Origin of the sequence: Microbacterium oxydans, from assembly GCF_006540085.1 — a bacterium.
Classification (GTDB): domain Bacteria; phylum Actinomycetota; class Actinomycetes; order Actinomycetales; family Microbacteriaceae; genus Microbacterium; species Microbacterium oxydans.
This window is the reverse complement of the sequence record NZ_BJOG01000002.1, coordinates 171,058-194,577: the sequence shown is the minus strand read 5'-3', so window position 1 is coordinate 194,577 and position 23,520 is coordinate 171,058. Positions and strand designations below refer to the sequence as shown.

The 23,520-nt window shown below is 67.6% G+C and carries 23 protein-coding genes; 13 read left to right on the top strand and 10 right to left on the bottom strand.

Going from position 1 to position 23,520, the window contains the following annotated elements; all coding sequences use genetic code 11:
- The first annotated feature begins 76 nt into the window (after nt 1-76).
- The 5 genes from MOX01_RS06805 to MOX01_RS19385 are packed head-to-tail and all read left to right on the top strand — an operon-like array spanning nt 77 to nt 2,623.
- Nucleotides 77-511: a hypothetical protein gene (locus MOX01_RS06805; RefSeq protein WP_141369001.1), complete on the top strand. Its 435-nt coding sequence runs from the start codon at nt 77-79 to the stop codon at nt 509-511.
- The gene (locus MOX01_RS06800; RefSeq protein ID WP_141368999.1) at nt 511-972 is read left to right on the top strand and encodes an ImmA/IrrE family metallo-endopeptidase; all 462 of its coding nucleotides are present in this window, start codon (nt 511-513) and stop codon (nt 970-972) included. Before MOX01_RS06805 ends, MOX01_RS06800 begins: the two co-directional genes overlap by 1 nt.
- Entirely contained in the window at nt 972-1,523 is a 552-nt protein-coding gene (locus MOX01_RS06795) for a hypothetical protein (protein ID WP_141368997.1), read from the top strand. Before MOX01_RS06800 ends, MOX01_RS06795 begins: the two co-directional genes overlap by 1 nt.
- On the top strand, nt 1,523-2,125 hold the full coding sequence (locus MOX01_RS19390) for a site-specific integrase (protein ID WP_230977818.1): 603 nt from the start codon (nt 1,523-1,525) through the stop codon (nt 2,123-2,125). Before MOX01_RS06795 ends, MOX01_RS19390 begins: the two co-directional genes overlap by 1 nt.
- A gap of 36 nt (nt 2,126-2,161) precedes the next feature.
- Nucleotides 2,162-2,623 (top strand): site-specific integrase, encoded by a 462-nt coding sequence (locus MOX01_RS19385; RefSeq protein WP_230977817.1) that lies wholly within the window; start codon nt 2,162-2,164, stop codon nt 2,621-2,623.
- A gap of 113 nt (nt 2,624-2,736) precedes the next feature.
- Here the strand turns inward: MOX01_RS19385 and nrdF are convergent, their stop codons facing one another.
- The 4 genes from nrdF to nrdH are packed head-to-tail and all read right to left on the bottom strand — an operon-like array spanning nt 2,737 to nt 6,580.
- Entirely contained in the window at nt 2,737-3,714 is a 978-nt protein-coding gene (nrdF, locus tag MOX01_RS06785; protein WP_045263442.1) for a class 1b ribonucleoside-diphosphate reductase subunit beta, read from the bottom strand.
- 50 nt (nt 3,715-3,764) lie between these two features.
- Nucleotides 3,765-5,909 carry a class 1b ribonucleoside-diphosphate reductase subunit alpha gene (nrdE, locus tag MOX01_RS06780; RefSeq protein WP_141368995.1) on the bottom strand — a complete coding sequence of 715 codons (2,145 nt, stop codon included), beginning with the start codon at nt 5,907-5,909 and terminating at the stop codon, nt 3,765-3,767.
- Nucleotides 5,906-6,340, bottom strand: a complete 435-nt coding sequence (gene nrdI, locus MOX01_RS06775; RefSeq protein ID WP_045263440.1) for a class Ib ribonucleoside-diphosphate reductase assembly flavoprotein NrdI — start codon at nt 6,338-6,340, stop codon at nt 5,906-5,908. The genes nrdE and nrdI overlap by 4 nt, the downstream gene beginning before the upstream one ends.
- A gap of 6 nt (nt 6,341-6,346) precedes the next feature.
- Nucleotides 6,347-6,580: a glutaredoxin-like protein NrdH gene (gene nrdH / locus MOX01_RS06770; RefSeq protein WP_045263439.1), complete on the bottom strand. Its 234-nt coding sequence runs from the start codon at nt 6,578-6,580 to the stop codon at nt 6,347-6,349.
- Between the two features lie 435 nt (nt 6,581-7,015).
- On the opposite strand from nrdH, the gene MOX01_RS06765 reads away from it, so the two are divergent.
- The 6 genes from MOX01_RS06765 (at nt 7,016) to MOX01_RS06740 (ending at nt 13,004) form a co-directional block, all read left to right on the top strand.
- Nucleotides 7,016-8,179, top strand: coding sequence for an MFS transporter (locus tag MOX01_RS06765; RefSeq protein ID WP_046749772.1), 1,164 nt, complete (start codon nt 7,016-7,018; stop codon nt 8,177-8,179).
- Entirely contained in the window at nt 8,176-9,090 is a 915-nt protein-coding gene (locus tag MOX01_RS06760; protein ID WP_141368993.1) for a sugar kinase, read from the top strand. The genes MOX01_RS06765 and MOX01_RS06760 overlap by 4 nt, the downstream gene beginning before the upstream one ends.
- A 59-nt stretch (nt 9,091-9,149) precedes the next feature.
- Nucleotides 9,150-9,908, top strand: coding sequence for an alpha/beta fold hydrolase (locus MOX01_RS06755; RefSeq protein WP_141368991.1), 759 nt, complete (start codon nt 9,150-9,152; stop codon nt 9,906-9,908).
- The gene (locus MOX01_RS06750; protein ID WP_141368989.1) at nt 9,905-11,062 is read left to right on the top strand and encodes an acyl-CoA dehydrogenase family protein; all 1,158 of its coding nucleotides are present in this window, start codon (nt 9,905-9,907) and stop codon (nt 11,060-11,062) included. The genes MOX01_RS06755 and MOX01_RS06750 overlap by 4 nt, the downstream gene beginning before the upstream one ends.
- 83 nt (nt 11,063-11,145) lie before the next feature.
- Nucleotides 11,146-11,613, top strand: a complete 468-nt coding sequence (locus MOX01_RS06745) for an Lrp/AsnC family transcriptional regulator (RefSeq protein ID WP_045263434.1) — start codon at nt 11,146-11,148, stop codon at nt 11,611-11,613.
- Nucleotides 11,610-13,004 (top strand): aspartate aminotransferase family protein, encoded by a 1,395-nt coding sequence (locus tag MOX01_RS06740; protein ID WP_046749776.1) that lies wholly within the window; start codon nt 11,610-11,612, stop codon nt 13,002-13,004. Before MOX01_RS06745 ends, MOX01_RS06740 begins: the two co-directional genes overlap by 4 nt.
- A 42-nt stretch (nt 13,005-13,046) precedes the next feature.
- Here MOX01_RS06740 and MOX01_RS06735 read toward each other — a convergent pair whose 3' ends face one another.
- Nucleotides 13,047-14,588: a PucR family transcriptional regulator gene (locus tag MOX01_RS06735; protein WP_141369149.1), complete on the bottom strand. Its 1,542-nt coding sequence runs from the start codon at nt 14,586-14,588 to the stop codon at nt 13,047-13,049.
- Between the two features lie 102 nt (nt 14,589-14,690).
- On the opposite strand from MOX01_RS06735, the gene MOX01_RS06730 reads away from it, so the two are divergent.
- Both MOX01_RS06730 and MOX01_RS06725 read left to right on the top strand, forming a co-directional pair.
- Complete coding sequence (locus MOX01_RS06730) at nt 14,691-16,175, top strand: CoA-acylating methylmalonate-semialdehyde dehydrogenase (protein WP_141368987.1); 1,485 nt, start codon at nt 14,691-14,693, stop codon at nt 16,173-16,175.
- 31 nt (nt 16,176-16,206) lie between these two features.
- Nucleotides 16,207-17,595: an aspartate aminotransferase family protein gene (locus MOX01_RS06725; RefSeq protein ID WP_141368985.1), complete on the top strand. Its 1,389-nt coding sequence runs from the start codon at nt 16,207-16,209 to the stop codon at nt 17,593-17,595.
- Between the two features lie 76 nt (nt 17,596-17,671).
- Here the strand turns inward: MOX01_RS06725 and MOX01_RS06720 are convergent, their stop codons facing one another.
- Genes MOX01_RS06720 through MOX01_RS06700 form a run of 5 tightly spaced genes read right to left on the bottom strand, consistent with a single transcriptional unit; the run spans nt 17,672 to nt 23,426 of the window.
- Nucleotides 17,672-19,333: an amidohydrolase gene (locus MOX01_RS06720; RefSeq protein ID WP_141368983.1), complete on the bottom strand. Its 1,662-nt coding sequence runs from the start codon at nt 19,331-19,333 to the stop codon at nt 17,672-17,674.
- Between the two features lie 2 nt (nt 19,334-19,335).
- Entirely contained in the window at nt 19,336-20,217 is an 882-nt protein-coding gene (locus MOX01_RS06715; RefSeq protein WP_218867307.1) for an ABC transporter permease, read from the bottom strand.
- Nucleotides 20,214-21,098 (bottom strand): ABC transporter permease, encoded by an 885-nt coding sequence (locus MOX01_RS06710; RefSeq protein WP_058631244.1) that lies wholly within the window; start codon nt 21,096-21,098, stop codon nt 20,214-20,216. Before MOX01_RS06710 ends, MOX01_RS06715 begins: the two co-directional genes overlap by 4 nt.
- Complete coding sequence (locus MOX01_RS06705) at nt 21,091-22,269, bottom strand: polyamine ABC transporter substrate-binding protein (protein ID WP_141368981.1); 1,179 nt, start codon at nt 22,267-22,269, stop codon at nt 21,091-21,093. Before MOX01_RS06705 ends, MOX01_RS06710 begins: the two co-directional genes overlap by 8 nt.
- Nucleotides 22,266-23,426 (bottom strand): ABC transporter ATP-binding protein, encoded by a 1,161-nt coding sequence (locus MOX01_RS06700; RefSeq protein ID WP_141368979.1) that lies wholly within the window; start codon nt 23,424-23,426, stop codon nt 22,266-22,268. The genes MOX01_RS06705 and MOX01_RS06700 overlap by 4 nt, the downstream gene beginning before the upstream one ends.
- Between the last annotated feature and the right edge of the window lie 94 nt (nt 23,427-23,520).

The following is a 23,520-nucleotide window of genomic DNA, read 5'->3' as shown; positions in this document are numbered from 1 at the left end:
CGCCCATCGGCCGGGTGGGGGTCATCTGTGTTCGTAGTCTTCCTGGAGCTCACTCCGCTTTGACCTGACGATCACGATGACTGCAGACCTTGATACCGTCTCGACCGACGCGCTACTCAACGAGCTGCAGCGGCGCATGGAGCTGCTCAACGACTTCACCGGATGGGTGGCCGACATCGGCGAAGGCCGGGGTAATCCGGCGATGCTCGGGGCCGCCCAGCTTCGTTGCCTGCGCCCGGGACTCCCGCCGACCGATGTCGACACCGACGCGCTGATCCGGGCCTTCGAGGGCAAGATCGGCCCCGTTGGTGTCTATAACGGCGAACCGCTCTACGGCGTGGTCGCCGACTACACCGGCACCATGGCGTCGGATACGGCCGCACTCGCGGACGATCTCAGCTCACGACGCGCATCACGCGAGCAAGATGTCCGTGCTCCCGACCAGACTCAACTACCGAGGGTTGCGAAGAAGAAGTCTCGCGACCGCGGAGGGGACGACGGGCAGAGCTGATGAAGGACGCAAGGCTGAAGCGCATCTACGAGATGATCGATGCGCTGGGCGTACGAATCGAGTACTGCGAACTACCGGACGACATCGACGGCGAGTACATCCACGAGGAGAAGCTCATCCGGATCCAGTTCCACCTGTCAACGCGCGTGTACCGCTCGACCCTCCCGCACGAGTGCTGCCACGCGATCTGGGGCGACACCCGATCGCGGTTCGGCCCAGTGAACGCGAAACAGGAACGACGCGCAGACGAGTGGGCAGCAATGCAGATGATCGGACTCGACGAGTATCGCCGTCAAGAGGCGCGCCACGATGGCAACGTCGAGGCGATGGCGATCGCACTCAACGTGACAGCCGACCTCGTCGAGGTGTTTCGCCGGCTTCTCCTGCGCGTTGACGGCGCCGTGTACGTCGGCCCACGCATGGGCGTCGGCGAGTACGACGCGAAGGTCGAGGTCATCTGATGGGATGGTTCGCTCGCAAGGCCCGCCAGCGGTTCGTGAGCGTCTCGTTCCGCGACCTCACCACGAGCACACCACCGAACGCTGACCACGCGTACGTCTACGAATGGACACTCTCAACGCCCCCCACGGTGGGCACGCGCATTGTTGTCCCGGGGGGCGACGGCCGCGCAGCATTCGCCGTGGTCGCCGCCGTCGACGTGGCGCCACCTCGCGGCATGGCACTCAAGCCTGTCACGCGCCTCGTGTCAGCAGCCGAGATCGACAAAGCGGCAGCGTCCGCCGCGGCCGACGAGGCCGCGTGGCTGAACATGGCTCGCCAAGCGGCGGGGCTCAGCACAACCGGCCGGGTCCGTTCACGGGTGCCGGATGGTTTTCCTCCGATCGCACCCGTTGACGGCACGGCAACGGCAGAGCAGGCAGCGACCTACGGGTCGATGTGGTGGCGAGTATTCAAGGCCGCCCAGTCGCTCGGGTGGGTGCGCGGAGAGATGAAGCGAGTCGAGTCGATCGCCCGACGCTGGTACGCGGTGCGCGACAAAGGCGGGAATTGATGGCCGGGTCGATCACGCCCTACGACACGGCGCGGGGTCGCCGGTACCGCGTGCGGTACAGGAAGCCCGACAAGTCGCAAACCGACAAGCGCGGGTTCCGCACTAAGAAGGAAGCAGACCTGTTCCTGGCCTCCGTGACGGTCTCGAAGGCGAAGGGCGAGTACCTGGACCCGATCGAGAGCCGGAAGCTCCTCAACACGCTCCACAGGGCGTGGGAGGCCGAACGCCTGGCTCCGCTCAAGCCATCCTCACAGCAGGCGATGGAGACGGCCTGGCGTGTACACGTCGAACCGAAATGGGCCGGGCGCGAAATCTCCGGCATCAAGCGCTCCGAGATCGCGGAGTGGGTCGCCGAACTCAGCCAAACCAGATCTGCGCAGACCGTGCGACGGATCATGTTCGTGCTGTCCGGCATGCTGGCGATCGCGACGCGTGAGCGCGCCATCCCCGTGAACCCTGCCGTCGGCGTCGCCCGGCCGGCGAAGCGTCGCAAGTCACCCCGGTATCTCACCCACGCGCAGGTGGCGGAGCTGTCAGAAAGCGCCGCCGATGAGACGACGCGCGTTCTGATCGAGCTGTTCGCGTACTCCGGACCGAGATAGGGCGAGGCGGTCGCGATCCGCGTCCGGCACCTCAACATGCTGCGCAAGCGCATCCGAATCGAGGACAACGCCGTGCTCGTGAAGGGCGGGTATCAGATCGGCACACCGGAGTCTGGTCACGCTCGAGAGATCCCCATCCCGCCGCACCTCGTGAAGGCGATCGCACGGCTCTGCGAAGACAAGGGACCGGAGGCCTTCTTGTTCGGCGACGGTGCCGATCCGATCCCCTACCCGCACGCCACCAGCGGTTGGTTCGTGAAGGCCGTCAGGAAGGCTCAATCCGTCGACACGACCATCCCGTCGATCACGCCGCATGACCTGCGCCACACGGCCGCGTCCCTCGCCGTCTCGTCCGGTGCCCAGGTGAAGGCCGTGCAACGCATGCTCGGCCATGCCTCCGCGGCCATGACGCTCGACGTCTACGCCGACCTATTCGACGACGACCTCGAAGCCGTGGCGCGCGCGATGAGTGCCGCTCGGGAGACAGCGGTCTCGTAGGAGTGTGGGCAAAACGTGGGCAAACGCGAAAAGGCCCCCGGTCAGCTACCCATGATGAGCAGCCAACCGGGGGCCTTTTGGATGTCAGTAAATACGCCACTGACCAGCGTTTCTCAGAAGTCCCAGTCGTCGTCTTCCGTGGCCTCGGCCTTGCCGATGACGTACGACGAGCCCGACCCCGAGAAGAAGTCGTGGTTCTCGTCGGCGTTCGGCGAGAGCGCCGACAGGATGGCCGGGTTCACGTTCGTGACGCTGGAGGGGAACATCGCCTCGTAGCCCAAGTTCATCAGGGCCTTGTTGGCGTTGTAGTGCAGGAACTTCTTGACGTCTTCGGTCAGACCGACACCGTCGTAGAGGTCCTGCGTGTACTGCACCTCGTTGTCGTAGAGCTCGTACATGAGCGAGAACGTGTAGTCCTTGAGCTCATCGCGACGCGCCTGGGTCTCGTTCTCGAGGCCCTTCTGGAACTTGTAGCCGATGTAGTAGCCGTGCACGGCTTCGTCACGGATGATGAGGCGGATCAGATCGGCCGTGTTCGTCAGCTTCGCCTTCGACGACCAGTAGATCGGCAGGTAGAACCCCGAGTAGAACAGGAACGACTCCAGCAGGGTGGAGGCCACCTTGCGCTTGAGCGGGTCATCGCCCTGGTAGTAGTCCATGATGATCTGAGCCTTCTTCTGAAGGTTCGGGTTCTCCGTGGACCAGCGGAACGCCTCATCGATCTCCTTCGTCGACGCGAGCGTCGAGAAGATCGAGGAGTAGCTCTTCGCGTGCACCGACTCCATGAACGCGATGTTCGTGTACACGGCCTCTTCGTGAGGAGTGATCGCGTCGGGGATCAGCGACACCGCACCGACCGTGCCCTGGATCGTGTCGAGGAGCGTGAGCCCCGTGAACACCCGCATGGTGAGCAGCTGCTCGTCGGGGGTGAGCGTGTTCCACGACTGCACGTCGTTCGACAGCGGCACCTTCTCCGGCAGCCAGAAGTTGTTCACCAGACGGTTCCAGACCTCGAGGTCCTTGTCGTCCTGGATACGGTTCCAGTTGATCGCCTGCACGCTGGAGACCAGCTTGAGTCTTTCGGGAGTCATTTTCTTCGTCGTTCCTCGGGGTTCGGCCGCGTTCTCAGGTCAGCAACAGGTCAGAGCATGCACGAGACGCACTCGGCCATGTCGGTGCCCTCGAGCGCCAGCTGACGCAGGCGGATGTAGTAGATCGTCTTGATGCCCTTGCGCCATGCGTAGATCTGCGCCTTGTTGATGTCACGCGTGGTGGCGGTGTCCTTGAAGAACAGCGTCAGCGACAGGCCCTGGTCGACGTGCTGCGTCGCCGCGGCGTACGTGTCGATGACCTTCTCGTAGCCGATCTCGTACGCGTCCTGGTAGTACTCCAGGTTGTCGTTCGTCATGAACGCCGCCGGGTAGTAGACGCGGCCGAGCTTGCCTTCCTTGCGGATCTCGATCTTCGACGCGATCGGGTGGATCGACGACGTCGAGTTGTTGATGTACGAGATCGAGCCGGTCGGCGGCACCGCCTGCAGGTTCTGGTTGTAGATGCCGTGCTTCTGGATCGACGCCTTCAGCTCGGCCCAGTCGTCCTGTGTCGGGATGTGCTTGCCGGCGAACAGCTCCTTGACCTTCTCGGTCTCGGGAACCCAGGCGCGGTCGATGTACTTGTCGAAGAACTCCCCCGACGCGTAGGTCGAGTCCTCGAACCCGTCGAACGTCGTGCCGCGCTCGATGGCGAGCTTGTTCGACGCGCGCAGCGCGTGGAACAGCACCGTGTAGAAGTAGATGTTCGTGAAGTCGATGCCCTCTTCGGAGCCGTAGTACACGTGCTCGCGAGCGAGGTAGCCGTGCAGGTTCATCTGGCCCAGGCCGATGGCGTGGGAGCGGTCATTGCCGTCCTCGATCGAACGAACCGAGCCGATGTGGCTCTGGTCGCTGACCGCGGTCAGTGCCCGGATCGCGGTCTCGACGGTCTGGCCGAGGTCGTCGGCGTCCATCGACAGCGCGATGTTCATCGAACCGAGGTTGCAGGAGATGTCCTTGCCGATGTTGTCGTACGACAGGTCGTCGTTGTACGTGGTCGGCGTGTTCACCTGCAGGATCTCGCTGCAGAGGTTGGACATGTTGATCCGACCCTTGATCGGGTTGGCCTTGTTCACCGTGTCCTCGAACATGACGTACGGGTAGCCGGACTCGAACTGGATCTCGGCGACGGTCTGGAAGAACTCGCGCGCGTTGATCTTGGTCTTCTTGATGCGCGGGTCGTCGACCATCTCGCGGTACTTCTCGGTGACCGAGATGTCGCCGAACGGAACGCCGTAGACCTTCTCGACGTCGTACGGCGAGAACAGGTACATGTCCTCGTCGTTCTTGGCGAGCTCGAACGTGATGTCGGGCACGACGACGCCCAGCGACAGCGTCTTGATGCGGATCTTCTCGTCGGCGTTCTCACGCTTGGTGTCGAGGAAGCGCATGATGTCGGGGTGGTGCGCGTTGAGGTACACCGCGCCGGCGCCCTGACGCGCACCGAGCTGGTTGGCGTAGCTGAAGCTGTCTTCGAGGAGCTTCATGACCGGGATGATGCCCGAGGACTGGTTCTCGATCTGCTTGATCGGCGCACCCGACTCGCGGATGTTCGACAGCAGGAGTGCGACGCCGCCACCGCGCTTGGAGAGCTGCAGCGCGGAGTTGATGCCGCGGGCGATCGACTCCATGTTGTCTTCGATGCGCAGGAGGAAGCAGCTGACGAGCTCGCCGCGCTGCGCCTTGCCGGCGTTGAGGAAGGTGGGGGTCGCCGGCTGGAAACGACCGGAGATGATCTCCTCGACGAGGGCCACGGCGAGCTTCTCGTCGCCGTCGGCGAGACCGAGGGCGGTCATGACGACGCGGTCCTCGAAGCGCTCGAGGTAGCGCTTGCCGTCGAACGTCTTCAGCGTGTAGCTCGTGTAGTACTTGAACGCGCCGAGGAACGTCTCGAAGCGGAACTTCTTGCCGTAGGCGAGGTCGTTGAGCTTCTGGATGAACTCCATCGAGTACTTCTCGATGACGGCGCCCTCGTAGTACTCCTTCTCCACGAGGTAGTCCAGGCGCTCCTTGAGCGAGTGGAAGAACGCCGTGTTCTGGTTCACGTGCTGCAGGAAGTACTCCCGCGCGGCGCGCTTGTCGGCGTCGAACTGGATCTTCCCGTTCGCGTCGTACAGGTTGAGCATCGCGTTGAGGGCGTGATAGTCGAGACCCTCGTAGGAGGGGTTCGCCTTGAATGCCACTGTCTCGGTCACTGAAGCTGCCACCGTCGTTCCAATCCGTCGCTCACGCGATCCACATCGTCTTGTGTGCCGAAGATCTCGAGCCGATACAAGTGAGGCACGTGGCACTTGCGGCTGATGATGTCACCGGCGAGGCAGAAGGCATCGCCGAAGTTGGTGTTCCCCGCGGAGATCACTCCGCGGATGTGGCGTCGGTTGCGCTCGTCGTTGAGAAACCGGATCACCTGTTTCGGAACGGCGCCCTTCTCGACGCCGCGCCCCGCTCCCCCGCCGTAGGTGGGGGTGACCAGCACGAAGGGCTCGTCGATGACGAGGTCTTCTTCGTTCCGGTGGAGGGGGATGCGTCGGGACGGGAACCCGAGCTTCTCGATGAAACGCGCGGTGTTACCCGAGACGCTCGAGAAGTAGACCAGGAGCGGCGCTGCGGTCGCGACGGCGCTCATGGTGCGTCACGCCAGACGGGACGCGAGCTCGTCGATCTTGTCGGGGCGGAAGCCCGACCAGTGGCCCTCGTCGGTGACGACGACGGGTGCCTGCATGTAGCCGAGCGCCTTGACCTGCTCGAGCGCCGTCGGATCTTCCGACAGGTCGAGGACCTCGTACTCGATTCCCTTGGCATCCAGGGCACGGTAGGTGGCGTTGCACTGAACGCAGGAAGGCTTGGTGTAGACCGTGATCGACATCTTTTTCGTAACCCCTCAAATCTCTGGCCTGCTTCTCATCAGGCTGTTTCCCGGTAGACCCCCTGCCGGGACTTCAATACTACATATGGGGACCGACATTGGGGGCGACCACAAGGGGTAGTAGTTACATCCGTGTAGTTATCCACCGTTCTCAACAGATACAACACAGGTTCTCCACCGTTTCTTCCACAGGCCGAGCCCCCTTCCGAAGGCAGGCGAACCGCGTGAAATCGCGGCTGGGAAGCCCCTGTGAGCGATCCATCCACAGGGGGCACGTTACGACGCCCCACCGACATTCGGATTCCTGTGGAATTCACCCTTCGGCGTGTCGCGGGCGTGTCGCGGATCGCCCCATCCGCGACCGGCCCCGCGGGCCGGTACCGTTGTCTGGTGGCGGGATATCGGGATCTTCTTCGCACGCCGGGAGTGGCGCGCATGATCGCTGCTCAACTGACCGCGCGCTTCCCCAACGGGATGATGTCGCTGGCGATCCTGCTGCACGTCGAGCAGCAGACCGGCTCCTACGGGTCCGCTGGTCTCGTCCTCGCCGCGACCAGCGTCGGCCAGGCGATCGCCGGCCCCATCACCAGCCGTTGGATGGGCGCCTGGGGCATGCGTCGAGTGCTCACTCTCACCCTGTCGGTGTGTGTGGTGGCCGTACTGTGTCTGGCTCTGCTTCCGCTCGAGGTGCCGGGGTACATGGCGCTCGGGATGATCGCCGGCCTCTCCACCCCACCGGTACAGGCCGCCGTGCGCACGATCTACCCCAAGCTCGTGAACTCCTCGAACCTCACCCCGCTGTTCTCCCTCGACGCGTCGCTGCAGGAGATCATCTGGGTGCTCGCGCCCGTCGTGATCACACTCGTCTCGACCCAGATCGGCACCGCCGAGGGTCTGCTGCTGGTCGCGATCATCCTCGTCGGCGGCGGCGCGTGGTTCATCCTCTCCCCCGAGGTCGGGCGGGTGCGCATCCCGCGCAGCCGCAACGCCCTCGGAAAAGTCGTGCTCAAGCCGCCCGTGATGCTGGCGACCGTGATCGGGTTCCTCCTGATCGGAGCCTGCGCCGCCGTCGAGGTCGGCGTCGTGGCGACCTTCGAGCACGGAAGCCTCGCCGCCGGACTCGTCCTCGCCGTGTTCTCGGCCGGAAGCCTCGCCGGTGGTCTCGCCTTCGGCCACATCCCCATCGGGCCCTGGGCCATGGCCCGCCGTCTGCTGATCGTCACGATCGGCCTCGGGCTGACGATGGTCATGCTCAACGTGTTCTGGCTGGGCGGCACCCTCATCCTCGCCGGCATCGGCATCGCGCCCGCCCTGGCGGTGCTCTTCGCGATCACCTCGGCCAGCGTGAAGTTCAGCGAGACCGCTGAGGCCTTCGGCTGGGCCGGCACCGGACAGCTCATCGGCGCCGCAGCCGGTTCCGCTGTCGCCGGCTTCCTCGTGGATGTGGGCGACTGGCGCGGCGCCTACCTCGCCGCCACCATCTTCGCCGCGGTCGGACTGATCGTGGCCGTCGTCTTCGTCCGTTCCTTCCCGGACCTGCGTCACCGCGACGCGAGCCCTCACCCCGACACCGAACCCCTGGCGGTCACCCCCTCATGAGCTCTCCCTCCTCCTCCTTCCCCGAGATCATCTGCATCGGCGAGACCATGGCGCTGATCACTCCGACCGACTCCCGGCTCGCCGAAGCCGCCGAGGCGTCGGTCGGACTCGCCGGCGCGGAGTCCAACGTGGCCGCCGGCGTCGCCTCGACGGGACACCGCGTCGCCTGGGCATCCCGCCTCGGCGCCGATCCGCTCGGAGACCGCATCGCCTCCGAGCTCGAACGCCGCGGGGTGGAGCTGTGGGTCGAGCGCGACGACGCCGCCCCGACCGGGGTCATGTTCAAGGACCCGGGCGCGGAGTCCTCCTCCGTCTACTACTACCGCAGCGGATCAGCCGCTTCGCGCATGGAGCAGGGGTTCCTCGACCCCTCCCGCCTCGACGGGGTGCGCATCGTGCACACCACCGGGATCACGCCAGCACTGTCGACCTCGTGTCGGCAGATGGTCGACCGGCTCTTCACCGATGCACGCGCAGCCGGCGCCCTCGTGTCGTTCGATGTGAACGACCGTCGTCCCCTGTGGAGCAGGGACGATGCCGCCGAGACGCTCGCCCGCCTCGCCGACGCCGCGGACATCACGTTCGTCGGCCGCGATGAGGCCGAGCGCATCTGGGGGACGGTGACCCCGACCGAGATCCGCGCGTTCCTGCCGAACTGCGCCCTGCTCATCGTCAAGGACGGCGATGTCGGCGCCACGGCGTTCGAGGGGGAAGCCGAGCCTGTCTTCGTACCCGCCCCCGTGGTCGACGTCGTCGAGCCGGTCGGCGCCGGGGATGCCTTCGCCTCCGGTTTCCTCGCGGCGACCCTCGACGGAGAAGACCTCACCTCACGCCTCTCCGCCGGTCACGCGGCCGCGGGGCGCGTGCTGACCATCGCGGCCGACCTCCCGCCTCTGGTGCCACTGCGCTGATGCGCGCGAGACTGCGCGCTCCGGGGACCCCGGCACGTCCCCGGTCATAGGCTGGGGGCATGGCCGCACCGCTCACTCTTCCCCGCCTCTCGTGGGGGTCGCCGTCGGCCTCGCGTCGCGCTCTTCTGGTGCACGGTCTCGGATCTTCAGGCGCGCTGATGTGGCGTCTCGGCGACGCTCTCGCCGACGCGGGCTGGCACGCGACCGCCGTCGACCTCCGCGGACACGGCGACGCTCCGCGTTCCCTCGACTACTCGGTCTCCGCCTATGGGGCCGACCTCGCCGAGACCATCCCCGACGGCGACCGTGCCTGGGATGCCGTCATCGGTCACTCGCTCGGTGGCGCGGCCAGCACGGTCGCCGCGGCCTCCACCCCGAAGTGGACCCGGCGCCTCGTGCTCATCGACCCGGCGATCCACGTGGACGGTCGCGACGCCGCGATCATCCGCCGGAGCCAGGAACGCGCGTTCGCCGACACCCGGATCGAGGTCGTGCAGCAGGAGCATCCGCACTGGCATCCGCAGGATCAGGAGCTCAAGGTCGACGCCGTGCGGCGTGCGAGCGCGTGGGCCGTGGAGCAGACCAGCGCCCAGAATCGACCGTGGGACGTGCGCGCAGAAGCGGCGCGCCTGACGGTCCCCACGCACGTGATCGGCGCGGATCCCGCCATCTACAGCATCTTCACGGGAGAGCTCGCCGACGAGGTGCTCGCCGCGAACCCCCTCATCTCCCTATCTGTGGTCGAGGGTGCAGGGCACTCCCTGCACCGCGACCGCCCGGAGGAATCGGTACGGCAGCTTCTGGAGGCACTGGCATGACATTCGATCCCGCAGCATTCCTTCCCGACGCCCTCCTCGAGCGCATCCGCGAGCGCGCGCCGATCCACGACCGCGAGAACACCTTCCCTCAGCAGGACCTGGACGAGCTGCGGACTGCCGGGTACCTGTCGATCCTGGTGCCACGAGAGCGCGGTGGCGCGGGACTCGGGCTGGCCGAGGCCGCGATCCTGCAGCAGCGCCTGGCGGGGGCGGCCCCGGCGACAGCCCTGGCCATCAACATGCACCTCGTCTGGACGGGCGTCGCGAAGGTGTTCTCCGACCGCGGGGTCCCCGGCCTCGAGTTCGTGCAGGACGGCGCCGTCGCTGGTGAGGTCTTCGCGTTCGGCATCAGCGAGGGCGGCAACGACCTGGTGCTGTTCGGCAGCGACACGGCGGCTGTGCCGGACGGGGACGGCGGCTACTCCTTCACGGGAACGAAGATCTTCACCTCCCTCGCCCCGGTCTGGACGCGCCTGGGCCTGCACGGTCTCGACACCACCAGCCCCGATGCTCCGAAGCTGGTCTTCGCCTTCGTTGAGCGGACGGATGCCGTCACCACCTCCGACGACTGGGACACCCTCGGCATGCGGGGCACGCAGAGCAGGACCACCCGGCTGAACGGCGCCGTGTCCGACGCCGCACACGTCGTGCGACGCATCGATCCGGGGCCCAGCCCCGACCCGATCGTGTTCGGGATCTTCTCGGTCTTCGAGATCCTGCTCGCCTCCGTCTACACGGGGATCGCCCGGCGAGCGTTGGAGCTCGCGGTGGCCACGGCGCAGAAGCGGCATTCGAAGAAGACCGGGCTCGCGTACAGCCAGGATCCCGACATCCGCTGGCGCATCGCCGACATGGCCATCGCCTACGACGCGCTGCCCCCGCAGATCGCCGCGCTCGCACGCGATGTGGATGAGCGCGTCGATCACGGCGCGCGGTGGTTCCCCCAGCTCTCCGGTGTCAAGCATCGGGCGATCACGATGGCCAAGCACGTCGTCGACGAGGCGATGCTCGTCGCCGGCGGCGGGTCGTACTTCTCGGCCAATGAACTCTCGCGCCTCTACCGCGACGTTCTGGCCGGAGCGTTCCACCCGTCCGACCCCGAGTCCGCGCACTCCACGGCGGCGAGCGCCTGGCTGGGACCGCTCGAGAGCTGAGATTCCTGCCGATTCCGCTGGACGAATAGCCAGATTCCACGAAATCGGTTGCTCAGCGCATCGTGGAGTGCGAGGATCGCACCATGAGTCCGGCGAAGAAGCACCCTTCCCTCGATGCGGTCTCGAAGACGATCGTCGAGCTACTCCAGGAGGACGGACGACGTTCGTACTCCGAGATCGGCCGCACCGTCGGCATGAGCGAGGCCGCCGTGCGCCAGCGCGTGCAGCGGCTCACCGAGTCCGGCGTGATGCAGATCGTCGCCGTCACCGACCCGATGCAGCTGGGCTTCCACCGCCAGGCCATGATCGGCGTGCGCGTGTCCGGCGACGCCCGCCGCGTCGCCGAGGCCATCGCCGCGATCGACGCCGTCGACTATGTGGTCATCACGGTCGGATCCTTCGATGTCCTCGCCGAGGTGGTCTGCGAGGACGACGACGACCTGCTCGCGCTGATCAACGACGTCATCCGCCCGATCGACGGCGTCCTCTCCACCGAGACCTTCATCTACGCCAAGCTGCAGAAGCAGCTCTACAACTGGGGGACCAGATGAGCACCGCACGCACCATTCCTTCCGAGTCCGCACTGCAGACGATGGCGAAGGACCATCTCTGGATGCATTTCACCCGGCAGTCCACGATGGCCGAGTCTGGCGTGCCCATCATCGTCAAGGGCGAGGGGCACCGCATCTGGGATGCCAAGGGCAAGGAGTACTTCGACGGGCTCGCCGGCCTCTTCGTCGTGAACGCAGGGCACGGTCGACGTCGACTGGCCGAGGCTGCCGCGGCGCAGGCTTCCGAGCTGGCGTTCTTCCCCCTGTGGTCGTACGCGCACCCGGCCGCGATCGAGTTGGCCGATCGTCTCGCCGACGAGGCGCCGGGCGACCTCAACAAGGTCTTCTTCTCCACCGGCGGCGGCGAGGCGGTCGAGACCGCGTTCAAGCTCGCCAAGCACTACTGGAAGCTGCAGGGCAAGCCCGCCAAGCACAAGGTCATCTCGCGTTCGGTGGCCTATCACGGCACGCCGCAGGGAGCCCTGGCGATCACCGGCATCCCCGCGATGAAGTCGATGTTCGAGCCGATCACCCCCGGTGGCTTCCGCGTGCCGAACACCAACTTCTACCGCGCGGCCGAGATGGGCGGACCCGCCGACGACCTCGAAGCGTTCGGACGCTGGGCGGCCGACCGCATCGAGGAGATGATCCTCTTCGAAGGCGCCGACACGGTCGCCGCGGTCTTCCTGGAGCCGGTGCAGAACTCCGGCGGCTGCTTCCCACCCCCTCCCGGCTACTTCGCCAGGGTGCGCGAGATCTGCGACCGCCACGACGTGCTGCTCGTCTCGGACGAGGTCATCTGCGCCTTCGGGCGTCTCGGTCACACCTTCGCCTGCACCGGTCTCGGCTACGTGCCCGACATGATCACCTGTGCCAAGGGCATGACCAGCGGATACTCCCCGATCGGCGCGACGATCGTCAGCGACCGCATCTACGAGCCGTTCTCGAAGGGCGACCTCTCCTTTCCGCACGGCTACACGTTCGGCGGGCACCCGGTGTCAGCCGCGGTCGCACTGGAGAACCTCGCGATCTTCGACGAGGAGGGACTGAACGCGCACGTGCGGGAGAACTCCCCGCTGTTCCGCGCAGAGCTCGAGAAGCTGCTCGACCTGCCGCTGGTCGGCGACGTGCGCGGCGACGGCTACTTCTTCGGCATCGAGCTCGTGAAGGACAAGGGCACGAAGGAGACCTTCGACGATGCCGAGTCCGAGCGGCTGCTGCGCGGCTTCCTGTCCCCCGCCCTGTTCGAGGCCGGGCTGTACTGTCGCGCCGACGACCGCGGCGACCCCGTGATCCAGCTCGCACCGCCGCTCACGGTCGGACCGTCCGAGTTCCGGGAGATCGAGCAGATCCTGCGGGATGTGCTGACGCGCGCGCAGTCCGTACTCTGACCGTCCCGGCCACGACGGCGCCACGACGGCGAGGACGCAGGGTCAGGCCACGGGCGTCGCGCTCCGCCTCGCCAGCAGTGCGAGATGGAGCGCGGCGAGCGTCTCCCCGTCGTCGAGGTCCGCGTCGAGCAGATCGCCGATCAACGTGAGGCGCTGATAGAAGACCGACCGCGAGAGGTGACTGGCGTTCGCCGCCGCTGATCGATTCCCGGGGTGTGCGACGAGCGCCGACAGCACGTCGATCAGGTCTCCTCGGCGCTCCCGGTCGTACGACACGACCGGCGCCAGCATCCGCTCGCTGTGCGCGAGAAGGCGATGGTCGTCGCGCAGCGAGGCGACGAACCGCTCCAGCGGACGGTCGTCGACGCGCCGCACGCGGGGACCGCTGTCCGAACGGTCGCTCGCCGCCAGATCGCGCGCGGCCCGAAGCGAGGCGAGCAGCCCCAGCACGTCATCCGCAGGGGGCCCCACGAAGACCGTGCGGTCGGGGCCGACGAGGCTCGTGACGATCGCATCCGTCAGCGGAGCGGATGCCGGCAGCGACAGCAGTGCGACATCGTCGTCACCCACCCGCGCGGCGACCACCGCGACCCCGGCCCTGGCCGCGCGGTGCGCGAGGTGCCCCGCGGATTCCGTGCCGCGTGCCACGATGCCGTGGCAGTGCCGCCCCGCGAGCATGAAGCCGCTGGTCGCGAGACGGGCCTGGATGTCATCCGGACTCGCGAAGCGGGCGCCGAGCAGATCGTCGATGAGGCCGCGCTGCGCGAGTAGCGACCATTCGGAGTCACCGCCGTCCGCGAGGCATCCGAATGCGAGGGCCGTGGCCCCCTGTTCGAGCACGGTGAGCCGGCCGGCAGGATGCGCAGGTCCGGGGAGTGCGAGGAGGGTCCCCCACCGCACGCCGCGCGCCTGTACGGGCACACGGTCGGCCGAGCGCAGCTTCCCCAGCGCCTCCGCGACCGGCATCCGCAGGGTCTCGTGCGCGATCACCTCACGCGCCAGGTTCTCTAGTACGACGGGTGCGCCGAGCGCTCTCGCCGTCTCCGCGACGACGACGTCGGCCGGAGCTCCGCGCAGGCTGAGCGCCGTGAAGAGCTCGTGCAGGTGCTGGCGTTCGCGCAGGGCCATGGTCTGCGCCGCGATCAGCGCGCGGTGCACGGTCTCCGTGACCGTGACGAACTTGATCTCGCTGGTGAGTGCGATCAGTGCGAGCCCGCGCTCCGTGCACACCTCGACGACGGCCTCCGGGATGCGCGCTTGGCCAGAGCCGAGCTCGACCACGATACCCGCGACCCCGGCCTGATGCAGTCCGACCGCGAAAGCACGCAGTTCCGCCGGAGCGGTCGGCCAGCCGGCCCCGGTGCTGAGCAGGAGCTCCCCGCCGTCGAGCAGACGGGCGACACCGGCACTGTCGGACACGTGCACCCAGCGCACGGCGGCATCGAGCGCCCCACCGCCGACGATCACCTCCGGAGCGCCCGCCTGCAGCACGGGCTCCGCGAGGACGTCGGCGACCGTGAGGAGGGCGTCGCCACGAACCGGACGATCTGTCCGGATGGAGCGGAAGTCCTGACGTTCTGACATCACGACCAGCTCCTTGGCTCTGTGATCATTGAGGAGCACAAGCCTATCGGACACCGGTCAGAGTGTTCGAACGGCGCATTCTTCAGCCCTCGGAGGAACATCGTGGACATCGTCCGTCACGTCATCAACGGAGCGGAGACCGCCGAAGCGGCCCGCACCGGCCAGGTCTTCGACCCCGCCACCGGCCAGGTGTCGAAGCAGGTGGCCTTCGCGTCCACCGCCGAGGCGGACTCCGCGATCGCCGCCGCAGCCGCCGCCCTCCCCGCCTGGCGCGAGACGAGCCTGATCAAGCGCGCCGATGTGTTCTTCCGCCTGCGCCAGCTGCTCAAGGAGCGCACGCCGGAGCTCGCCGCGATCGTGACGAGCGAGCACGGAAAGGTGCTCTCGGATGCAGCGGGCGAGGTGTCGCGCGGCATCGAGAACGTCGAGTTCGCCGCCGGCCTCGTGCACCTGCTCAAGGGCGAGCGCAGCGAGCAGGTGGCCCGCGGCGTCGACGTGCACTCGGTCAAGCAGCCGGTCGGCGTCGTCGCGGCGATCACCCCGTTCAACTTCCCGGTCATGGTGCCGCTGTGGATGGTGGCCTCGGCCATCGCCTGCGGCAACACGGTCGTCCTCAAGCCCAGCGAGAAGGACCCGTCCGCCTCCGTCTGGCTCGCGAAGCTCTTCAGCGAGGCGGGCCTGCCCGACGGCGTGCTCAACGTCGTCAACGGCGACAAGGAGGCCGTGGACGCGATCCTGGACTCCCCGCGCGTCAACGCGGTGAGCTTCGTCGGCTCCACTCCGATCGCCCGCTCGATCTACCAGCGTGCCTCGGCTGCCGGCAAGCGCGTGCAGGCCCTCGGTGGCGCGAAGAACCACATGGTCGTGATGCCCGACGCCGACATCGACGCGGCAGCCGACGCCGCGGTCTCCGCCGCCTACGGCTCCGCCGGCGAGCGCTGCATGGCCGTCTCCGTGCTGGTCGCGGTGGGCGACATCGCCGACGACCTCGTCACCGCGATCGCCGACCGCATCGGCGGCCTCACGATCGGCGCGGGCACGGATACCGCGAGCGAGATGGGTCCGCTCATCACCCGCGAGCACCGGGACAAGGTCGCCTCCTACGTGACGGGCGCTGAGGCCGAGGGCGCGAAGGTCGTCGTCGACGGCACGCAGAAGGAGTTCGACTCGGAGGGCTTCTTCCTGGGTGTCAGTCTGATCGATCAGGTCGCCCCCGGCATGAAGGTCTACGACGACGAGATCTTCGGCCCGGTGCTGTCGGTCGTCCGCGTCGACACCTACGCCGACGCGGTCGCCCTCGTGAACGCCAACGCCTACGGCAACGGCACCGCGATCTTCACGCGCGACGGCGGCACGGCCCGTCAGTACGAGTTCGACATCGAGGTCGGCATGGTCGGCGTGAACGTTCCGATCCCCGTGCCGATCGGCGCCTACTCGTTCGGCGGGTGGAAGGACTCGCTGTTCGGCGACTCGCACATCTACGGCCCCGAGTCGGTGCACTTCTACACGCGCTCCAAGGTCGTCACCACCCGCTGGCCCGACCACACCCCCTCCCAGATCGACCTCGGTTTCCCGAGCAACCACTGACTTCCCGAGCAACGACTGAGCGGACACGACGATGACGAACTTCACCGACCGACACGGGGTCGCGCACCCGCTGCCCGCCCCCGAAGCCGAAGCGCAGGTGCGTGCAGACGACCGCAGGCACGTGTTCCACTCCTGGAGCGCGCAGGGCCTGATCGACCCGCTGCCCGTCGCCGCGGGCGAGGGATCGACCTTCTGGGACTACCAGGGCAACCCCTACCTCGACTTCTCGAGCCAGCTCGTGAACCTCAACCTCGGGCACCAGCATCCCGATCTGGTCGCCGCGATCCAGCAGCAGGCCGGACGCCTCGCGACGATCCAGCCCTCCATCGCCAACGACGTGCGCGGCGAGCTCGCACGTCTGATCGCGGAGGTCGCGCCCGAGGGGTTGGAGAAGGTGTTCTTCACCAACGGCGGCGCCGAGGCCAACGAGTACGCGGTGCGCATGGCCCGCCAGTTCACGGGACGCCGCAAGGTGCTGTCGATGTACCGCAGCTACCACGGCTCCACCTCGACGGCGATCTCGCTCACCGGCGATCCGCGGCGCTGGGCCAACGACACGGTCGACTCCGGTGCCGTGCGCTTCTTCGGACCGTACCTGTACCGCTCTCCGTTCCATTCCGAGACTCCGGAGCAGGAGGCTGAGCGGGCGCTCGCACACCTCGAGCAGACGATCCAGCTGGAGGGGCCGCAGACCATCGCGGCGATCATCATCGAGACGGTCGTGGGCACCAACGGCGTGCTCGTCCCGCCGCCCGGGTACCTGCAGGGTGTCCGCGAACTGTGCGACCGCTACGGCATCGTGTACATCGCCGACGAGGTCATGGTCGGATTCGGCCGCCTGGGCGAGTGGTTCGGCATCGACGCGTTCGACGCCAGCCCCGACCTGATCACCTTCGCGAAGGGCGTGAACTCGGGCTACGTTCCGCTGGGCGGCGTGGTGATCTCCGACCGCATCGCGAGCGCCTTCGACACGATGCCGTTCGCGGGCGGACTGACCTATTCCGGCCACCCGCTCGCCTGCGCGGCCGGCGTCGCCACGTTCGAGGTGTTCCGTCGCGACGGCATCCTGGAGCGCGTGCGCGACCTCGGCACCCGTATCGTCGAGCCGACGGTGCGCGGCTGGGTCGAGAAGCACCCGAGCGTCGGCGACGTGCGCGGCCTCGGGCTGTTCTGGGCCGTCGAGCTCGTGCGCGACCAGGAGACGCGCGAGCCCCTCGTGCCGTTCAACGCCTCGGGAGCGGATGCCGCGCCGATGGGCGCCTTCGCCGCGGCTGCCAAGAAGGCCGGGGTCTGGCCGTTCACGCACTTCAACCGCATGCACGTCGCTCCGCCGCTGGTGATCAGCGAAGACGACCTGGTGCGCGGTCTCACCGCGCTCGACGAGGCTCTCGCAGTCGCCGACGAGGTCGCCGCGGGCTGACGACACGAGCACCCGGCACGAAACCCCGGCGACGCGATGTCGTCGGGGTTTCGTGTGTTCGGAGTCGTCCCGCGGCTCACTCCGCGGAGTCGTACACCCGCTCCCCCTCGACCCAGGTGCCGCGCACCTCGGTCAGGCCGATCTCGTCGGCCGGATGCTCGAACGGGTCACGGTCGAGCAGGGCGAGGTCGGCCCGCATCCCCACGGCGATCGTGCCGGTGTCGTCGAGGTGGTTCACCCGCGCCGAGCCCGCCGTGTACGCGACGAGAGCCGTGGCGAGGTCGATCGCCTGCTCGGGGAGGAACGGCTCGTAATCGCCCTCCCACTCGGTCGGCGCGGAACGACGGTTCACCGCGACGTGGTTCGCCGCCATCGGGTTCGGTGTGCTCACCGACCAGTCGCTTCCTGCGGCGAGCGCGGCCCCCGAACGCAGGAGGTCACCGAACGGGTACTGCCACGCCGACCGCTGTTCCCCGAGGAAGGGGATGGTGAGATCGACCATCTGCGGTTCCAGCGTCGCCCACAGCATCTGCATGTTGGCGGTGACGTCGAGCGCCCGGAACCGCGGGATGTCGTCGGGGTGCACGACCTGGATGTGGGAGATGTGGTGTCTGTTCCCGCGAGGTCCGTTGCGCACGAGCGCGGCCTCGACCGCATCCAGGCACTCCCGCACCGCGCGGTCGCCGATCGCGTGGAAGTGCAGCGTGAATCCGAGGGCATCGAGCCTGGTCGCGGCTTCTTTGAGCAGCTCGGGCTCGACGAAGGAGATCCCGGAGTCCTCGCGCGGATGCCCGTGGCCGTCGCAGTAGGGCTCGAGCATCGCGGCGGTGAAGTTCTCCGCCACGCCGTCCTGCATGATCTTCACGCTGCGTGCCCGGAATCGCCCGACCGTGCTCTCATCACGTCGGCGCACGATGTCGTCGATCTGCTCCAGGCCGCGCGACCGGTCCCACCACAGCGAACCCACCACGCGACCGGTGAGCGCACCGGATGCGGCGGCGGTCAGGTACGCGGGCAGCGGGTCGCCCGCGTCTCCGTACTCGGTGCCGACGATCGCGTCCTGCCACGCCGTCACGCCGTAGGAGTGCAGGTGGCGCTGCCCCTGCAGGAGGGCCTCCACCAGACGCTCGGGCGCCTCCGTCGGCAGCAGCCTGTTGACCAGGCCCATCGCGCCCTCGTGCAGCGTGCCGCTCGGTGCGCCGGTCGCGTCGCGCTCGATCCGCCCGTCCTCTGGATCGGCCGTCGCGCGGGTGATGCCGGCGAGCGCGAGTGCTCGGGAGTTGACCCAGGCGCCGTGGCCGTCGCGGTTGGGCAGGAATGCCGGGCGGTCGGGCACGACGGAGTCGAGGTCTTCCGCGGTCGGTACACCGCCGGGGAACGCCGACATCTGCCATCCGCCGCCCAGGATCCACTCGTCATCGGGATGCTCCTGCGCATATGCGGCGATGCGGTCGAGGTACTGCTCGCGCGTCGACAGCTCGGCGAGGTCGCAGCGGAGCATGTCCAACCCACCCCACACCGGGTGCACATGCGCGTCTTGGAACCCCGGTACCAGAAGCCCGCCGTCGAGGTCGACGACCTCGGTGTGCGGGCCGACCAGCGCCGAGACGTCGTGTCCCGCTGCGCTGATGCGGCCGTTCGTGACGGCGACGGCATGCGCGGTCGATCGCGCAGCGTCCGCGAGGAAGACCCGTCCTCCCCGTGTGCCGGCGGTGAACACCAGATCTGCGAACACCATGCTCACCCTCCCGCCATCGTGCGGGCGATCTCGGTCGCCGAGTCACCCGCACGCTTGAGGACGACCGCCACCAGAGCGAGTGCCAGCAGCGTGAGCACCAGCATGATCGTGGACACCGCGGCGATCTCCGGCCGCAACCCGCTGCGGAGGGCGCTGAGCACGTAGACGGGCCACGGCGTCGTGCCGGAGACCTGCACGAAGGCGGAGACGACGGTGTTGTCGAGGCTCAGCGTGAACGAGAGCAGGAACCCGGCGAGCACCGCAGGCATCGCGAGAGGCAGCGTGATCTTGAAGAAGGTGCGCACCGGGGGCGCATAGAGGTCGGCCGAGGCCTCTTCGAGCCGGGCGTCGAGCCCCACGAGCCGCGCCCGCACGATGTACGACACGATCGCGATAGAGAACAGCGACTGTCCCACCACGAGTCTCATGGTGCCGTCGTTGAAGATGCCGATCCCGGCGTCCTGCCCGAGGAAGACCAACCACGGCAGGAGCGCGACGGCATCCACGATCTCCGGCGTCACCGACACGAGCAGCAGCAGTCCGAGGAACCACCACACCCACTTGCCGGGATTGCGTGCCATCGCGATGCCGGCGAGGGTTCCCAGCGCGGTGGCAAGGAGCGCCGCCAGCAGGCCCGTGCGCACCGAGACGAGCACCGCGTCGCGGATCGCCGGCTTGTTCACGATCGCGAGGAACGAGTCGAAGCCGAAATGGTCCCACGACACCAGCAGCCGGCCGACATTGAAGGAGTAGACGATGATCACGAGGATCGGCAGGAACAGGAACAGGAACACCAGCGCCGCCCAGATCGGCAGCACGAAGCGACCGGCCCCTCGGCGCACGCGCGGTGCGGTCTTCTGCGGTCCATCGGTCACGGCGGTCATGATCCCTCCCCCAGGACGAGGCGGTTGCGTTGCCGGAGCGGCAGGGTCACGAGCCAGAGGAGTCCGGCCGCGACGGCGATCGAGAGCATGATGACGATGATCAGCAGTACCGCCATGGCCGAGCCGAGCGCCCAGTTCTGCGCGGTCTGGAACTGACTCGCCACGACCTGCCCGATCATGTTGCCCTTCGCCCCGCCCAGCACGGTCGCCGTGATGTAGTCGCCCATGAGCGGGATGTACACCAGCAGCACTCCCGCGATGATTCCGGGCCTGGCCAGGGGCACCGTCACCCGCAGGAAGGTCGTGACGCTGTTCGCACCGAGATCCTTGCTCGCCTCGCGCAGCGGCCCCGACACGCGATCGAAGGCCACGAACAGCGGCAGGATCATCAGCGGCAGGTAGTTGTAGACGACGCCGAGGAGCACCGCGCCGCGCGAGTAGAGCAGATCGAGCGGACCGGGGATGACCCCGATGCCCTGCAGCAGCTGCGAGAGCCAGCCCTCGGGGGCGAGGATCACCTGCCAGCCGATGGTGCGCACGAGGAAGTTGGTCCAGAACGGCACCATCACGAGCGCGAGCAGGAGTCCGCGCTTCGAGGGCGGGGCCTTCACCGCGATCCAGTATGCGACCGGACCGCCGATCACCAGACACAGGGCCGTGCCGAGGATGCCGATCCACAGCGTGTTCAGGAACGTGCTGAAGAACGTCGGGGAGAGAGCTTCGAGGTAGCGGTCGAACGAGAGGTGGTCGAGCGCATGCGTGGCGAAGATGCTCGGCTTGTAGCCGAAGCTGAACACCACGACCATGAAGATCGGGGCCACGAAGAAGACGAGCAGCCAGACCCACGCGGGGATCGCGAGACCGAACTTGAGCTTAGGCACCGGCGGCCGCCTTCATCGAGTTCCAGATCGAGACGACACGGTCCTGCGCATCGGTCAGCTTGCCCTCGTGCATCGTGGCCACCTGCTCCTCGTCGAAGAACACCATGTCGAGCCGTTCCAGCCCCGCAGCCTCCGCTTCCTCGCGGATGCCGGAGATGCCGGTGTCGTAGCCGATGTAGTCGACCTGTGCGAGCTGCACGTCGGGCTGCAGCACGAAGTCGATGAACGCGTGCGCGGCCTCGGGGTGCGGAGCTCCCGCGGCGATCGCCCAGTTGTCCATCCACAGCTCCGTCGCCGGGCTCCCGAGCACCCACTGCCAGCGGTCAGGGTCGTCCGACTCGAAGATGCCGAGCCGCGCGTCGCCGTTGTACGACTGCAGCAGCGCGTGGGACGCCTGCGGGATCGACGACCCACCGGGGTACGAGTCGAACGCCGAGACGTGCGGAGCGAGATCCTTCACCAGGAACCTCTCGACCGCGTCGAGGTGGTCGGGATCGGTGGTCGTCCAGTCGATGCCGTTCGCCCAGAAGTAGATGCCCAGCAGCGGTGCCGGGTCGTCGAGCACCGAGGTCGAGCCCGATGCCTCGTTCTGCGCGGCATCGATGAAGTCGTTCCAGGTCGTGAGCCCGCGCGAGATCACCCTCTTGTCGTACACGAACCCCGTGGTCCCCCACGCCTTGCACACCGAGTACTCGTTGCCGGGATCCCAAGAGCGCCCACGGAACTCGGGGGCCACGTGCTTCATGTTCGGCAGCAGGTCGAGGTTGAACTTCTGCAGGAGTCCGTTCTCGGCCATGGGCCCGACGAACACCCCGGTCGGCACCACGATGTCGTAGCCGGAGGTGCCGCGGGCGGCGACCAGCTTGGCGATCAGCTCCTCGTTGGAGTTGAAGGCGTCGAGCACGATGCGCGGGCCGCTCTCGGCGGTGAACTGCTCGAGCACCTCCGGGGCGTCGTAGTCACCCCAGCTGTAGATGGAGAGCTTGTCCTCGAGAGGGCCGCCCTCGGCATGCACGGCCGCGGCGTTCTGCCCCGGCGAGCACGCGCTGAGCACGACGGCGCCGCCCGCCATGATCGCGGTGGCGAGGAAGCCCCGTCGGGTCAGCTCGGTGCGGATCACCCGCGCGGCACTCCGGTGTGCGAGCACGCGCACCGGAGGAGCGCCCGTCACAGCCCGCCGTCCTTGGGCAAAGTGATCACGTGCGTCGCGGTGGTGGGGATGCCCTCGGCGGCGAACAGCCGCGCATCCGCGGGATCCCACACACAGCGGACGGCGTCATCGACTCCCACCCGCGGCGCGGTCGGGGCCGGCATGCGCGAGAGGAACGTGGCGTCCTCGCCGACGCGGACAGCGACCTGGAGGGTCTCACCCAGGTGCGAGACACCGAGCACGCGCCCGGGGACGCCCCCGCCTTCGCCCTGTTCCAGACGGACGTACTCCGGCCGGATGGCGGCGACGGCCGGCTGCCCCGCCGCCACATGCTCCCCACCCCAGCGGCCCGCGATCACGCCGATGGCCGTGTCGACCGCCTCCCCATCTGCCCGAACCGTGCCGTGCACGAAGTTCTGCTGACCGATGAACGACGCCACGTAGGCGGAGGCCGGCTCCGCGTAGATGGCGTCCGGCGCATCGAGCTGCTCGATCCGCCCCGCGCGCATCACGGCGATCCGATCGCTCATCGAGAGCGCCTCGGCCTGATCGTGGGTGACGAATACGAAGGTCGTGCCCAGCCGCGCCTGCAGCAGCTTGAGCTCGAGCTGCATCTCCTCGCGCAGCTGGCGGTCCAGTGCCGCCAACGGCTCGTCGAGCAGGAGCACACTCGGCCGGTTGATGAGTGCACGCGACAGAGCGATGCGCTGCTGCTGTCCACCGGAGAGCTGTGTGGGCTTGCGGTCGGCGAAGGCGCGCAGCTGCACCATGTCGAGTGCTTCGCTCACCCGTTCCCGCTGCTCGGCCTTGGGCACGCGCCGCTGCTGCAGCCCGTACGCCACGTTCTCGGCGACCGTGAGGTGCGGGAACAGGGCGTACGCCTGGAAGACGGTGTTCACCTCGCGCCGATACGGGGGGAGGTTCAAGACGCTGCGGCCGGAGATGCGGATGTCCCCGGCATCCGGGTATTCGAAGCCCGCGATCATGCGCAGGGTGGTCGTCTTCCCGCAGCCGGACGGGCCGAGCAGGGAGAGGAACTCCCCCTGTTGCACGTCGAGGGTCAGGTCGTCGACGGCGGTGGCGGTGCCATAACGCTTGGTGACGCCGTCGATGTGGACCGCGCCGGCGGCGGTGGGTGCATCGAGTGTCGCCGTCGACATTCGGGTGTTGTCGGGCATGGAGCCTCCCCATTGAGATTCGCTTGTCGCGAGTCTGTCACAGGAAAGGCGTCAGGTATAGCGAAATCGGAAGCCTCTTGATGATTTCGCAACG

Coding starts and splice junctions, on each gene's coding strand:
- MOX01_RS06760 (WP_141368993.1), top strand. CDS start 8,176: ATGAGCTCTCCCTCCTCCTCCTTCCCCGAGATCATCTGCATCGGCGAG.
- MOX01_RS06740 (WP_046749776.1), top strand. CDS start 11,610: ATGAGCACCGCACGCACCATTCCTTCCGAGTCCGCACTGCAGACGATG.
- MOX01_RS06735 (WP_141369149.1), bottom strand. CDS start 14,588: ATGTCAGAACGTCAGGACTTCCGCTCCATCCGGACAGATCGTCCGGTT.
- MOX01_RS06800 (WP_141368999.1), top strand. CDS start 511: ATGAAGGACGCAAGGCTGAAGCGCATCTACGAGATGATCGATGCGCTG.
- MOX01_RS06720 (WP_141368983.1), bottom strand. CDS start 19,333: ATGGTGTTCGCAGATCTGGTGTTCACCGCCGGCACACGGGGAGGACGG.
- MOX01_RS06765 (WP_046749772.1), top strand. CDS start 7,016: ATGATCGCTGCTCAACTGACCGCGCGCTTCCCCAACGGGATGATGTCG.
- nrdH (WP_045263439.1), bottom strand. CDS start 6,580: ATGTCGATCACGGTCTACACCAAGCCTTCCTGCGTTCAGTGCAACGCC.
- MOX01_RS06725 (WP_141368985.1), top strand. CDS start 16,207: ATGACGAACTTCACCGACCGACACGGGGTCGCGCACCCGCTGCCCGCC.
- MOX01_RS19385 (WP_230977817.1), top strand. CDS start 2,162: ATGCTGCGCAAGCGCATCCGAATCGAGGACAACGCCGTGCTCGTGAAG.
- MOX01_RS06700 (WP_141368979.1), bottom strand. CDS start 23,426: ATGCCCGACAACACCCGAATGTCGACGGCGACACTCGATGCACCCACC.
- MOX01_RS06755 (WP_141368991.1), top strand. CDS start 9,150: ATGGCCGCACCGCTCACTCTTCCCCGCCTCTCGTGGGGGTCGCCGTCG.
- nrdI (WP_045263440.1), bottom strand. CDS start 6,340: ATGAGCGCCGTCGCGACCGCAGCGCCGCTCCTGGTCTACTTCTCGAGC.
- MOX01_RS06795 (WP_141368997.1), top strand. CDS start 972: ATGGGATGGTTCGCTCGCAAGGCCCGCCAGCGGTTCGTGAGCGTCTCG.
- MOX01_RS06715 (WP_218867307.1), bottom strand. CDS start 20,217: ATGACCGCCGTGACCGATGGACCGCAGAAGACCGCACCGCGCGTGCGC.
- nrdF (WP_045263442.1), bottom strand. CDS start 3,714: ATGACTCCCGAAAGACTCAAGCTGGTCTCCAGCGTGCAGGCGATCAAC.
- MOX01_RS06745 (WP_045263434.1), top strand. CDS start 11,146: ATGAGTCCGGCGAAGAAGCACCCTTCCCTCGATGCGGTCTCGAAGACG.
- MOX01_RS06805 (WP_141369001.1), top strand. CDS start 77: ATGACTGCAGACCTTGATACCGTCTCGACCGACGCGCTACTCAACGAG.
- MOX01_RS19390 (WP_230977818.1), top strand. CDS start 1,523: ATGGCCGGGTCGATCACGCCCTACGACACGGCGCGGGGTCGCCGGTAC.
- MOX01_RS06750 (WP_141368989.1), top strand. CDS start 9,905: ATGACATTCGATCCCGCAGCATTCCTTCCCGACGCCCTCCTCGAGCGC.